We start from the raw sequence: 14,640 nt of genomic DNA, 5'->3' as shown, positions 1-14,640 counted from the left end.
AAACGAAATTAGGTAGCAGAAGGCTTCAATGTAGTATTTCTCACCTAAATTAATCTTATAGCTACCCTCTCTTGCCCTCACTTCCCGAGAAGCCGCGACCACCATCCAAGTTTGATACCTGGGTTGGCTGCGACCGCTTCCGCCTCACGCGGGTGCAATAGATCACCAGGGTAGTGTTCATGCCCTATACAGGCACTATCGTCGATCCCAAACGCCTTCACCGCTGCAACCGCCTCGAAGCTCCAGCGACCAAAATACCCTCCCATCTCAAGAGGATGCTTTACCGGGTCCCCATAGAGATACCACCAGGGCTGCTGCCGGCCCCGTCGATTCAAATCTGGGTACCAATGCTCAACAAATGCACGTAACAGACCAGCCTGCTGAGCTACTGGCGCATCTATGGCCCTGAGCAGCCGGGCGTAGGGCTTGGCATGCAACAGCTGTTCTCCAATCACTCGCCCAGGCTGACGAAAGGCAATGATCCGATCCAATAGAATATCCTGGCCTTCCGCACCTATCAGCGTCACCAGTCGTAGCCATTGGTCATCGGGAAGCTCCAGGGCGAGCGCCAGTCCCACCAACCAGAAACACCAGATGTAGTGATTCAAATCAGCCAGCTCAAAGACCCAATCGCGACAAGTCTGAAGGTCGTACTCGGCACAAACTTCAGCAGAGACTCGATTGGAAAGCTCCCATGCATCTAAAAGGCGAGGAAAGTAGGTGATTATCTCCAGCACACTTCCTCCCTGCGAATAGCCCCTGACTCCTGAGGTCAAGTTATCTTTAGCAAAATCGAACGCAAATTGAGGCCTATAAATCGGATTTTCTGAGGGCTCTGCCAAGATTTTACTGGCACGTTCAATCCACTCCAGATCCTTTGCTCTACGGTTGTCCCAATAGTTTTTATCGCCCAACGGTGCACGAATCATGGAAGTGCTCCACTCAAATTCTTGGAAGGTAATATTTTTGAGGTATCTACTGCTTTGACTTTACCACGCGCGTCTAGCACCTCTACTTCTGTAGAGCCGTCTGGTCGAGTTCTTACTACCCAAGTTTCAGTACGATTCATTTCAACTGCTGTCCGAATTTCACGAGTCTGATCTCTTCCTACTGCTCGCAATAAACGATCCCCCCCAAGCGTCCATGCCATAGAGCCCTGCTTGCCATCCCGAGTACTACCTAGCCCCGAAGCACCAGACTTTTTATTGTCACCAATGAACTTGTATTCGATAACGACAAAGTCGACATCCGAGCGATTGACCTTGTACAGATCATCGATCCCAGTTTCGCCTACACCTGGCACCCGAGCTAGCTTCTGCCCATCGGGAACGATCTTTTGTACAGAACGTTCACCAAACAAGTCCCCCATGACACCCTTTTGCTCTCTGGTCAAAATCCCCAGATCCATCACTGGCTTGCCATCAGGACCAAAAATGCCACCGCTCTTGATCAATGCTTGTTCGGAGGCTTCATTGAGTATGCCGGTAAAGCGTCTTCCCACTACCTCAGCAAGCTCGCCCGTCAAGCGCGTGGCCGCTACCCCTGCGCTGCCCGCTCCCAAGCCACCCAGACCAATCCCTACACCCGCAGACGTGGCACCGGCTTCATTCTGCCGGAGAACATCAGCACCATACCCTTGCATGATATGCAGCGTGTCCAGGTAGCCCTTGAGCCTATACTCCTCCGGCAAGTTCTGGACAGCCTCCAAGGCCGCAGCAAACTGGCGCCCGCCACAACTCGGGCAGTTTGCCGTACTCATTAACCAAAGAGTCGTCTTAGACGCGAAACTGGCAGCTCCCTCTACTGCATTGGCAAAACCTTCGGCGCTACCTTGTCCTTTCGCGCTAAGGATTTCAGCCTGATTTTTAGGATCGTGCAGATATGTATATGGATCGACCAACTCAATGTACTTGACCAGACTTTCAACTGACTTCCGATCTTTCATCAGCCGGCTCAAGCCCAATCGCTCGTTGTTATAGTCAGCCAAACTTACTTGAAAAAGATCAGTACTCTTCGATTGCGAAAGCTCCGTACGCAGAAATCTAACAGCCTCAGGCCTGTTCCCCTCTCCAACCCCCAGCACGTTGCTCCATCCTCGATCAACCATTGCTGCGGCGGTTCGCAGAAGCTCCATGCGAGCTTGTTCGTCAGTAATGCCTCTCTCTTTGGCGTAACGCTTGACGCGCTCATCTTCGGAAGCAAACTTGATTTCATCCGGATGTAACTGGCGGTTGTATTTCTCAACTCCCAGAGCAGTCCCTCCGGCAACAATCGAACCAGTCGAACCACCACCAGCCCCTATCGCCGAGCCGACACCCGCGGCGACCAACGAAGCAATAGCTTTTTGATCGGCCTCTTTCATCCCGCTGTCAGCTAACGCTTGTATGAGCGATGGAATCAGCGCCGCCGAGGTTCCCGCCCCTAAGGCTCCGCTCTGTGCGTTACCACTGGAAAGACCGATAGCGGCTCCTGCCAGCGCATGCAACAAGACACGTGCTGCGCCTCCTTCCTCCCAGGCTGCTTTAGTAGCGCTATCAATGCCTTCACGATTCTTCTGAGCGTCGGCAAAAGTACCGATCCTATTGAAGATGTCACTGGATGAAGTATTGGCAACGATCCCCACCGCAGTACCACCAGTAGCACCACCCAGGCCCGCCGCAATAAGGCCAGATGCGATATCCGCCATCAGTTTCTTATCACCACCAACCTGCCAACGCTGCGCTTCAGCATACGAAGCATCAGCAGCCCGTGCCGTCGCTTCGGCACCCGGAGAACCTGCTTTGGCCTGCTCCTTGGCTTGCTGCTCAAGTTTCTTGGCTTCGTCGGACTTAGCCTTGGCTACTGCACTGATGACCCCACTGGCCAATTGTGCCGAGCTTTGGATCAGATCTATGCGTTCACGTATCTTCTTCTCATCGGGTCGGTCCAGATGCTGGTTAGCATTGTTGGTATCGCGGTTGAGCCCTACCAGGTCCTTGTCGCCCTCAGGGCTTCTAATCACGATCGTGCCGTCACTCACGGCGCTACGAGTGTGACTACGATCTTTTTCCGCAAGCGCTACCGGAATACTGCCACCCAGGGAACTACCACCAACGCTACTCGATGAAATGCCGATACCTGCCGACTGGCTCTGTATCTCGCTGGTGTTCTTGATATCACTGACAAGCAAACGATCAGTGCTGAGATGGTTCCTGTCAGCAGATGCCTCACTTGCAATCACTGCCCCATCAAGCGTGGTGTTCTTGCCTACATGGATGTCGTAACCACCCGTGCCCGCGAAGAAACCACTCTGGTCAGTTACAGCCTTATAGTCACTCTTCGTCTTGCCAGCAGCGATATTGGCCGAACCAGTCACCATCGAGCCGTAGCAGAATGGCGGGATGCAAATGCTTGCTCCAACACCACCACTGCTTTGCTTGCTGTCGCTCGATTCGGTGTCCTGACGAGACTGGATATTAAGATCGCCACCGATCTTCGCCTTGATAACGTCAGCCTGTACTTGTGCTCCGGCAAGAGCAGTATCGCGCCCGCTTTGCAGCACCAACTCCTTGGTTTTCAGCGTGGTGTTGACCTGTGTGACAGAGCTTCCGCTACCCTTGTTCTTGGCCCCCTGAGCGCCCAAGTCCAGGGTAAAGCCATTTTGTTCGCCAATATTGAAGCTGGCGCCAATAGCTGTTTTGCTGCTTGATCCGCTGTTTTTACGGTCACTGGTATCCTGAGCACTTTGCAAAAGCACATCGTTTTTTGCCAACAACAAGGTGTTGCCTGACTCAAGGCTGCTACCCACTACTTGGATATCGCCACGAGAACCGGCGACCGCCCCCGAGGCTGTAATGGATAATTCTTGACCTACCTTAAGGGTGCTCTGCTTGGCAGTCTGGCTGTTGTACTCGCTACTGCTTTTGCTATGCACACTCGCCAACTCAGTGCCGATTTTGATCAACGAGCCATTGCTGGGACTCCCCCCCTGCTTGTCATGGAATCCAGTACTCTGCCCGTTTGCATCGGAAGCCTGCCCCCCAAAGTTGTAGGCCGCAAGGGTAGCCTGAGCCAATTTCACGGCTTTGAGTCGTGAATCATCGGCCTCCTTGGCGGCCTTGGTCGCATCACGAATACTTCTCGCAGTGTCAACCAACGCACCGCCAACGACCCGACCCACTGCCAGGCTTCTCGCACTATCTGTACTGGTTTGTCTGGCCGTCTCAATACCCGCCGCAATGGTGACATCTGCCCCACTCAAGGACATATCTTTGGTACTGACCAAGTCACTGGCAACAACTTTGAGCTCACGTCCTGCATTCAGATTTACGTTCCCGGCACTGGAGCCGATGGTAGTGCCAGCAAGGGTCGTTTCCTGAGCGGTACCATTGTGCTTCCGACTGCTGATGGAAAGATGCTGATTGCCGGTGATGTCGTCCACACCTAGCTTGTTGGCAGTCAATATGCCTGTCAGGTCACGATTTTTCTGCTTATGCATCTCTGTGCGCGAGAAGGTATTGGCCGCAGCGTCAATAGTGAGGTCCCGAACAGCCAATACGCTCAAGTCACCCGTGCTGACCAGCGAAGAGCCAGTAACAGTCGTATCCCTGCCGGCAGTGACGCTGACGGTATCGCCCGACACCATACTGCCGACAGAAGTAGTACGAATTTCGCTGACTTTATCTTCAACTTTACTTGACTTCAGACCGCCCCAACCGCTCTTGCTTTGCTTACGCTCATGCCGATCACTCTCTGAGTCGGTAACAGCAAGGATCTGGACATCCTTGCCCGCTGCCAATTTTGCATTTCCTTTTTCAGCAATCACCGTACTGCCTTGCAATTGCAAGTTTTTACCGGCCACCAAGACACTGTTAGTGCCTGCGCTAACCAAGCTACCCACATTGGCAATGCTCTCGGTCTCATCAAGGCGAAACTTCTTACTCGACGAAGACTTCTTGGTTTTGCTGAAGTAGCTGTAGTCACTGTTCTGGGCCGCATCCAGGTTCACATCACCCACGGCATACAAATAAGCTTCATTCCCCGCCGTCACCCGGCTGGCAATCAGGGCCAAATCCTGTCCCGCCCCCAAACTCACATCACCACCCGCCTTGACGCTGGTTCCCACTTGCTTGACCTGGTCTTGCTGGCGGGTGACTTTTTTGGTTTTGCTATAGGCGTGTTCTTCATCGGCTGCCGAGGCCAGGGTCAGGTTCTCGGTAGCGGTCATGTTGATGTCGCGCTTGGCCTCGATCTGGCTGGCGATGGCAGTAAGGTCACGGCCCGCCTGGGCCTTGAGGTCGCGTCCGGCTTCCACGGTGGAGCCGGACTGGGCGATGGTCTGGCTGCGGTGATGGGCGCCCTGGTTAGCGCTGTCGATTTTCTCGACGGAGGCGATACGGATGTCACGACCGGCCTTGAGGCTCAGGTCGGCGCCGCTTTTCAAGCTGCCGCCGTTGTTGAGGAGGTCGCGACCGGCATCCACGCTCAACTGGTTGGCCGCTTCGATCCGTGCGCTGCTGTCGAGCAAATCGTTGTGGAAGCGATGATCGCCAATGCCGCTATCGAGGCCGGTAACGGTACGCTCGTTGATCACATCCCCCTGGCTGGCCCTAAGGCTCACGTCACGCCCGGCGATGATGCCACCGGCCTTGTTCACCAGGGTGTTGCCGGCCAACAGGTCGAGGCGTTGGCCGGCTTCGATCAGACCACTGTTGACCAGGTCTTGCCCGGCCTGGGCCGAGAGGTTGTGGGTGGCCCGCAGGGTGCCGGCGTTGTCCAGGTTCTTCCCGGCGATCAGGTTCAGGTCGCTGCCGGCGATCAGCGCGCCATTGGGCGCCAGGCGGTTGTTGGAGTGGGCCAGGTAGAGCACCGGCACCAGCACCTGCTCGCCATTCACTTCAGTGCTTTCCAGCCAGACGATGTCGTGGGTCAGGGCCGCCACCTGCTCGGAGGTCAGGCTCACGCCCACCGCCAGGTTGAGCTGCTGCTTGCTCTTGATGGCGTTGTCCATCAGGTACTTGAACAGCTTCTCGTCGGTGTCCTGACCATTGATGAAGCGCTGGCCGGTGCGGGCGGTTACCGCTTGCTGGATCAGCTTCTGTTCGTAGAAACCGTCGCCCAGGCGCTTGGCGCTTTCATCGGGGTTGTAGCCCAGGTTGGACAACAGGTAGTCCGAGCTCATGAACTGCTTGAGGTCGGTCAGCACCGGGTTGGTTTCGATCAGGTACTTGTGCGGCTGAGCCGCCGGGGAGCGCTCCGGCAACCCCTGCACGCGGTTGATGTTCAGCAAGCCAGGGTCGGAGGCCTGGTTGCTCAAGGCCGCGGTTGCCTGACTATCGGCAACCGTGGTCCGCCCCAGCGGACCTGTCTCGATACCGGGCGTTGCGACAGTGATCGCCGTGGCGCCGGTCGCGCGCTCACCCTTCTGGCGATTGGCCTGGAGTGACTCCAGCGCCTGGGCCTGGAGCTGAGTCGGGCCGGTGATCGCCACCTCACGTTCCACGCCCGTGGGCACGGCCTTCTGGTGCTGCACATTGCTGACCTGGGCGCTGCCCATGCTCCACTGCTGGGGCGCGGTCCCCGTGGCGGTGCTGCCGTCTTGCTGGCTCAAGCGGAACAGGCCGTTCTGGCCCGAGGGCAGGCTGAACCCTGGCAGGGTCAGCGGGTTGACCTGCTGCTGGGCCAGGTCTGGCGGCAGTTGTGCATTGAGCTTCACGACCACCGGTTCGACACCACCGCGCACCGAAGTATCGGCCCCGGGCTGCGAGGTTCGGTCAGGGCGCTTGGATTCGGTCACCGAGCTGTTCACCAGCGTCTGGCTGGCCTTGATCGAGATCGCCCCGCCTGCCTGGATGATGGCCGGGGAGATCGCGCCTCCCACGACCTGCGAATCGGTGGTGACGTCACTGACCAGGCCGCCGCCCCAGGCGGAGGTGTAGTTGTTGAACGCTTGCTCGGAGATAGGCGTCGGGGTCGTCTGCGCGTTGTAGGAGGCAACGTAGCCGCCACTGAAGGCGTAATCGCTCTTTTTCTTGGCCCAACCGGAATACCACATCCGGGTACGGACGGATTCCCCAGCTACGTCGCCCTTGTTGAGGAGGTTGTCAGCATCGATGCTGATGTTCCCCGTCGCACTGAGGGTGCTGTTGGTATTGGTGATGTCGCCGCCCCGGACCATCAGGTTGCCTCCTGCGTGGAGCAGGGACTGCGGCGAGTCCTCCTTGATGACGTTGCGGAAGGTCTCCCGGGCGTAGTAGTTGGTTTGCCGGTGCTTGCTCCCCGAGTAGTAGTTGGAGACGGTGATGTTTCCGGAGACGAACTCCTTGTTGTAGTCGATTTTTTCCTTGCGGTTGATCAGCTCCTGGACATCGAGCTGCATGTTGCCCTGGGATTCGAGCGTGCCGGAGATGTTCTCCATCCTGGCGGCCCGTGCGCTGTCACGGCCAGCCACCACCAGGTTGCCCAGGCTGTAGATGTCGCTGCGGTTGTTGGTCAGCTCGGTAACCTGCAGGTCCATGTCGGCGCCGCTGAACAGCAGCCCGCCACCGTTGGTTTCCAGGCTGCCGTTGCTCAAGCTGCGGGCCTTCACCGTCAAGCCCTGGGCGCCGGCCAGGGTGCCCTGGTTGAGCACGGTGTCGGCCTTGATGTGCAGGTCGCTACTAGAGGTCACGCGCCCCAGGTTGCTCATTTGCCCGAGTACGTCGATCGAGGTCCGACCGCCACCCGCCAGGCTGCCGGCACTGGTCAGGTTCAACTGTGCGGCGCTCAGGTCCAGGCTGCCCTGGCTGCTGGTCCGGCCACTGCCACCATAGCTCCCAGCCAGGGTCAGGGCGAGGCTGCCATCACTGGCGATCAGACCATCGTTGGACCAGTTGCCGCCGCGGCCCACCAGACTTTCGGACGCCAGCAGCTGGCCTTCTGCAGTCTGGTTGAGGGTGTTGACGTTGAGGGTCAGGCGGCCGGCCTGGATCACGCTGCTGTTGGTCCAGGTGTCGGTGTCCAGGGTCAGGCCGCCCCGGGTCACGAGGTTGCCCCCGGCCCGGGTCAGGTTGTCGGTGCTGATATCGAAGGTGCCGGTGCCGGCGTGCAAGACACTGCCACCCTGGTTCTGGAAGCTGCCGACATCCAGGGTCAGGTCACGGTTGGCGGTCTCCAGCTTGCCGGCACGGCTATCGAATGCCCCGGCGATCTGCAAGCCGGTGCGGCCCTCTGCGCCCAGCGCCCGCAGTTGCCCACCGCGGTTGTCCAGGCTGGCGGCGCGGATGTTCAGGGTCTGGGCACTTTCCAGGATGCCTCGCTGGTTGTTCAGCGCACCGCTGAGGTCGAAGTCGATCCGGTTGCCCGCGACCTGGCCACGCACATCGCCGCTGTTGTCGAAGCTGGCGGCGTTGACCTTGACCGTTTGTTTGGCATACACGCCGCCGTCGCGGTTGTCGAAATCCCCGGTGGTGATGGTCGTGTCGCCACTTTGCGCCGCGAGACGACCGCCATGATTGTTCAGGCTGGCGCTGCTCAAGCTCAGCGCCTGGGCCTGGATGATTCCGCCCTGGCGTGGGTTGTCCTGCTCGAAGTCATTGCGCAGCCAGCCCCCCAGGGCCTTGCCTTGCAAGGCGCCCTTGAGGCTGGAGAGCGTGCCGCCACGGTTGTCGATGGTTGCGGCCGCAAGACTCAGGTCGGCGGTTTCGGCGATGACCTTGCCGCGCCGGTTATCGAAGGCGCCCAGTACGTCAAGGTCCAGGGCCGTCTGGCCCTGGATCATACCGGCCACGTTGTCGAGGCTGCCGGCCTTGAGCTTCACGTCCGCGTTGCGACTGTGGAGCAAGCCGTCGGTGCTGTTCTGCAAGGCTGCGTCGATGTTCAGGAGCAAGGCGCCATTGGCCGCGACAGTACCGCGGTTGCGGTTGTCCAGGCTGCCGGCGGCGAGGCTCAGCAGCCCCTGGCTGATCAGCTCGCCGCCCTGGTTGTCGACCCGACTGGCGCGCTTGAGCAATAGCTGCTCGGCGCTGGCCAGCTTGCCCCGGGTATTGACCAGGGCACCCAGCAGGTCGAGGGTCACCGCGCCATTACTGGCCAGGGTGCCCGCGCTGTTATCCAGGTGGGTGCCGGTCACGCTCAGTTGCTGCTGCGCGTTGATCGTGCCTGCGGCATTGACCAGGGTCTGGGCCTGCAGGTCCAGGTCGGCGCCGCTGTCGATCAGGCCGCCCTGGCTGTTATCGAGTCGCCCGCTGACGCTCAGGCGTTGTCCGCCCGCACTGGAGAGTACGCCGCGCTCGCTGTTGTCGAGGTTGGCGGCGCTGACGCTCAGGTCCTGCTGGCTGACCAATGCCCCGCCGTCACGGTTGAGCAGGTCGTTGGCGACATGGGCCTCGAGCTTGCCGTAGCGACTGGAGACCGTACCGTTGTTGCGGTTGTCCAGGTTCGCGGCATCGATCTTCACCCCTTGCCAGCCAGACATCAGGCCGCCACGGTTGCTCATCTGGCCGGCGTTCAGGCTCAGGCCCTGGTGGCTGATCAGTGTGCCGGCGTCGTTGTCCAGCCGGCGCCCGGCCAGCTGCAGCTGCTGCGTGGTGGATATTTCACCCTGGCGGTTGTAAAGGTCCCGCAGGTGCTCGAGGGTCAGGACACCGGTGCTGCTGATCAGGCCCGAATTGTTGTTCAGGTCGCCGGCGCCGAGGTCGAGACCAATGGCGGCGGCGGTCAAGGTGCCCTGCTGGTTGTCCAGGCCGGTACTGCCGAGCGTCAGGGTACGGGTGGCATTGATCAGCCCTTGCTGGCGATTGCCCAACTGGCCATCGATGTTCAGCAGCAGGTCGCTGCGGCTGGTCAGCGTGCCGCCGCTGTTGTCCAGGCTGGCGGCGCGGCCATCGATGGACTGGGCGGCGATCAGCCCCTTGAGGTTGTTCAGTTCCCGGCTGACGCGCAGGGTCAGGGCCTGGTTGCTGAGCAGCTTGCCAGCACCGTTGTCCAGGTGCTCGGCGGTCAGGACAAAGCCCTGGGCGCTGGAGATCTCGCCCCCCTGGTTGTTCACGCCCTTGAGGTTCTTCAGGTTCAGCAGCGGGCCGTTGATCAGGCCGCCCTGGTTGTTCAATTGGCCGTGATTCAGGTCGAGCGTCACAGCACTGTTGCTGGACAGCTTGCCACCCTGCTGGTCGAGGCCAGTGACCGTAGCGCTCAGCGCCTGGTTGCTGGTGAGCTGGCCGCCATCGCGGTTGCTCAGCTGGCCGGCCTGAATATCGAGGGTATCGCGAGCGCTGACATGGCCGTCCTGGCTGTTGTCGAACGTCCCGGTGGTGATCCGCAGGGCCTGGGCGCTGCTCAAGGTTCCTTGTCGAGTGTTATCCAGGCTGGCGCTGTACAAGACCAGGCCAGCATCGCTCACCAGTTGCCCGCCTCGGTTGTCCACCAGGCCAAGACTGGTGATACCCAGCTGCCCGGCGCTGGACAGCACGCCCTGGTTGTTATGCAGATTGGCAGTGTTGACCGTCAACCGGCCCTCGCTGCTCAACAACCCCTGATCGTTGAGCAGGTCCCCGGCAAGCTCCAGGGTAACATCTTCCTGGCTGCTCAAGCTGCCGCCGGTGTTGTCCAGGCTGGTCCCGCTCACGGCCAGCGCGGTCTGCGCCTGCAGCTTGCCCTGCTGACGGTTGAGAATGCTGGACAGCGTCAGGTCCAAGGCCTGCCCGGCGAGCACCTGGCCGCCATCGCTGTTATCCAGTTGCCGCCCCTTGAGATGCACATTCGCCTTGCTGGAGATTTCACCGCCCCGGTTATCGATCTCGGCGACCCTAAGCTCCACGCCCTGGGTCGCTCGGACCAGTCCATCGTTGCGGTTGTCCAGGCCGGCGCCTTCAAGCGTGAGCGAACCATCGGCCAGCAGCAGGCCGTTGTGGTTGCTGGCTTGCCCCACCCGGGCTAACACATCGCTCTTGCTGGAAACCTGGCCATGGGTGTTATCCAGGCTGGCGGCATCGAGCCGGGTCAGGCCATCGCCAATCAGGCTGCCGCCTTGGTTGAGCAACGCGCCATCGACGGCCACTGTCGTCGTGCCACGGCTGCTGAGCATGCCGTCGCGGTTATCCAGGCTGGCACTGCGCACCTGCAAGGCCGCCGCGGACACCTGGCCCTTGAGGTTGACCAGGGCCTGTTCGATACGCAGGGTCAGGGCCTGCTGGCTGATGAGTTTGCCGGCGCTGTTATCCAGGGTGTTGGCGGCCAAGACAAAGGCCTGGCTACTGGAGATCTCACCGTTGCGGTTGTCGACGCCATTGAGGTTTTTCAACATCAGCAACGGGCCGTTGATCAGCCCCTGGCGGTTGTTCAACTGACCGTTGTTCAGGTCCAGGCTCAGCGAGGTCTTGCTGAACAGCTGGCCGCCCTGCTGATCGAAACCGCTGACGCTGGCCGTCAGCGCTCCATCGCTGACAATGCGGCTGCCGGCGCCATTGCTGACTTGCCCGGCCTTGAGTTCGAGGCTGTCGAGGCTGACCAGACGACCGCCGACGGTGTTGTCGAAGGCTCCGGTGGTCACCGTTGCCGGGCACTTGGCATCGAGCAGGCCGTGGCGGTTATCCAGGCTGGAGCTGTCCAGCCCCAGGCCTCCGGCACTGCTGATCGAACCCTGCCGGTTGTCCAGGGCTCCGCTGCTGGCCAGGGTCAGGGCGCCGGCGCTGGAGAACTTGCCGGTGGAGTTATCCACACTGGCGGCCCTGGCCCCCAAGGCGCCTTCGGTGGTGAGCACGCCCCGGGTGTTGTCCAGCTTGCCACTCAGGTACAGCGCCAGGCCCTTCTCCCCGGAGACGGTGCCTTCGCGGTTATCCAGGCGCTGGCCTTGCACGGTCACCTGGCCCTTGCCGGAGACCAGGCCCTGGCTCTGGTTGATCAGTTGCGCAACCTGCAGCGTCAGGTCCGTGTCGGTCAGCAACTTGCCGCTGCTGTTGTCCAGGCGCGTGCCATTGACCTTCACCCCGGTGGAACCAGACAGGCTCCCGCTTTGGTTGTCGATGTCATCGACCTTGAGTTCCAGCGCTTTTGTTGCGCCGACCAGCCCGCCCTCGCGATTATCCAGGACACGACCTGCCAGGCTCAGGTTGCCCTGGGCCACCAACTCACCTTTTTGCTGATTGAAACGTTCGACATTGGCGTTCAGGTCTGCCTGGCTAGCCACCCGGCCACCGGCGTTTTCCACCAGCGCAGCATCCAGCTGTACCGGCCCGGCACCGCTTAGCAAGCCGCCCCGGTTATCCAGTGTCGTGCCCAGGTAGTTGACCGCCGAGCGCCCCAGCAGCAGGCCGTTGAGACGGTTATCCAGATGGCCGACGTTAAGTTGCAGGCGCTGCCCGGCACTGACCTTGCCGTGGCGGTTGTCCAGTAGCGCGCTGTCGAGAGTGAGCAGGTCCTGGCCAATCAGGTGGCCTTGACGGTTGTCAAAACTGCCCGCCTGGATCGCCAGTGCTCCTTGGGCACTGATTTGCCCCTGGCCCTGGTTGTCCAGCAGGCCGGCGATGATGGCCGTCAGGCGCGCTTCGCTGATCAGCTTACCGGCGTGGTTGTCCAGGCTGGCCACGTGCAGTTCGCCATCGGCGCCGCTGGACAGCTCTCCTTCGTGGTTGGTCAGGGCGCCGTCCAGGTTCAGGTTCAGCGCGTCATGGCTGGTGAGTGTGCCGGAACTGTTGTCCAGCGCAGCCGCCCGGACTGTCAGGCCCTTGGCCGAGATCAGGCCGCCGACGTTGTTCAGGGCCTGATCCAGGCGCAGGGTCAGGCCCTGGTCGCTCAGCAGTTCGCCGCCGCGGTTATCCAGGCCCTGGGCGTTCAGCGTGAACGCCTGGGCGCTGGAGATCTCGCCGTCCTGGTTGCTGACCTGCGCCAGGTTGTTCAGCACCAGGCGCGGGCCACGAATCAAGCCATCCTGATTGTTCAGAAAGCCCTGGTTCAGATCCAGGTCCAGCGCCGTGGTGCTGGTCAGGCGTCCGCCGTTGCGCTGGTCCAGCGCCGTGACGCTGGCCGTCAGCTTGTGGTTGCTGGCGATGCGTCCTGCGTCACGGTTGTCCACCTGCCCGGCCTTGAGGTCCAGGATCTGCAAACTGGTGAGCTGGCCACCCTGGTTGTTCAGGGCCCCGTCGACGTTCAGGTGCAACTGGGTACCGGCCGTGACCAGCCCGGCGACGTTGTCCAGCGTCGCCACTTGCAGCTTCAGGCCGGCCAGGCTCGAGAGTTCGCCCTGCCGGTTGTCCAGGGCTGCGGCCCGGACGTTCAACTGGCCGGCGCTGTTGACCAGCCCACCCTGGGCATTGCGCAGTTGGCCGGCAGTCAGGTCGGCGTTACCGGCGCTGAGCACGCGGCCCTTGTTCTGGTTATCCAGAGTCCCGGCGTTGATCGTCACCTGGCGCTGCCCGCTGAGGGTGCCGCCCTGGTTGTCCAGGGTTTGCACCGTGGTCACGCTCACATCACGGCTGGCCACCAGGCTCTTGCCGGCGTTGTCCAGGCTCTGTGCTCGCAGGGTCAGGTCGCCCTGGGCATTACGGCTGTTGTCGGCATTGACCCCAGCCTCGATGATGCCCTGGTTGTTCAGGGCGCCGCCGCTGGTGAGCGTGATGCGATCCCGGGCCACCAGGTTGTGGCGGTTATTCAGATCGCCCTGGGTTTCAACCTTCAGTTCGGTTCCGGCATACACCGCGCCCTGGGCCTCCAGGCCCTGGGACTTGATCGCCACCGCGCCCTTCTCGGCCGTGGCGTCGACCATGCGCAACTGGCCGTTGGCGTCGAGCTGGATATCGCCACCGCTGGCGATCAGCTTGCCGTCGAGCTTCACCCCCACCCCGGCCTCGGTGCCCACCAGCTTGATCGCCCCGGCGTACATGCCGCCCAGGGCCGAGGAGTCGATGGCCAGTTGCGGGGCATCCGCTGGGTTGGCGGCCCGGGCGGTGGCCTTGAGGGTCTTGGCGTCGACGTCGTTGGCGCCAGCGACCAGCGCCAGGTGCTTGGCCTGGATCTGAGCGTTGATCCTGGCACTGCGGGTGATGATTTCGAACTGGTCGATATTGCTGGCATTCAAGCCCGCGCCTTCGATGGCAACGCTGCCCTGGTCCACCTGGTAGCGCTGGATCTGGCCGTTCTCGATCACCGGCTTGCCGGTGGTCAGGGTGGCTTTCGGGGTGTTGATGAAGCCGCAGCCGTTGCAGGTCACGCCATAGGGGTTGGCGACGATCACATGGGCCGACTGCCCGGCCACTTCGGTGTAGCCCTTGAGCTGGCTGGGGCTGCCGCCGTTGACTTCGTTGAGGATCACATTGGCCGCGCGACCGCCCAGATTGGGGTTGCCAAGGATGATCCCGCCCAGTTGCGTGGACTGGGTACGGTCGATGCCATTGTTGAGGATGACGCCCTGCTGGCCGACGTTGTAGTCGCTGAACGTGTTATGGGACAGGCCGCTGCCATTGGGCGTGGCGATGTTGACGATGGGCACGCCATTACCCGCCTGGCCGAGCGTGGTGCCGCTGCCGTTGACCACGATGCCATCGGCCATGACCAGCAGCGGCTGCCAGAACATCGCATTCGCCAGGATGAACGCCAGGCCACGCTTGGGCAGGCCCCAGAACGAATCACGCGGTTGCAGGGTTGCGGAAGGCTGGCGGGCCAGGAAGGCAAACTGACGAACGTCCATGT

The 14,640-nt window shown here is 60.9% G+C and carries 2 protein-coding genes; both read right to left on the bottom strand.

The genetic code is table 11. The annotated features are described in order from the left end of the window. Positions 1 to 77: 77 nt before the first annotated feature. Positions 78 to 929 carry a PoNe immunity protein domain-containing protein gene (locus U873_RS0104855; RefSeq protein WP_025127159.1) on the bottom strand — a complete coding sequence of 284 codons (852 nt, stop codon included), beginning with the start codon at positions 927 to 929 and terminating at the stop codon, positions 78 to 80. Beyond that, entirely contained in the window at positions 926 to 14,638 is a 13,713-nt protein-coding gene (locus U873_RS0104850; protein WP_025127158.1) for a hemagglutinin repeat-containing protein, read from the bottom strand. Before U873_RS0104850 ends, U873_RS0104855 begins: the two co-directional genes overlap by 4 nt. Between the last annotated feature and the right edge of the window lie 2 nt (positions 14,639 to 14,640).

This window comes from Pseudomonas sp. PH1b (assembly GCF_000633395.1).
In the GTDB taxonomy this organism is placed as follows: domain Bacteria; phylum Pseudomonadota; class Gammaproteobacteria; order Pseudomonadales; family Pseudomonadaceae; genus Aquipseudomonas.
Note: the sequence above shows the minus strand (reverse complement) of the source record. Positions and strands in the feature narration are given on the sequence as shown.

Excerpts from the sequence above, each read along its gene's own strand:
- U873_RS0104855 (WP_025127159.1), bottom strand. The coding sequence starts at position 929 with ATGATTCGTGCACCGTTGGGCGATAAAAACTATTGGGACAACCGTAGA.
- U873_RS0104850 (WP_025127158.1), bottom strand. The coding sequence starts at position 14,638 with ATGGACGTTCGTCAGTTTGCCTTCCTGGCCCGCCAGCCTTCCGCAACC.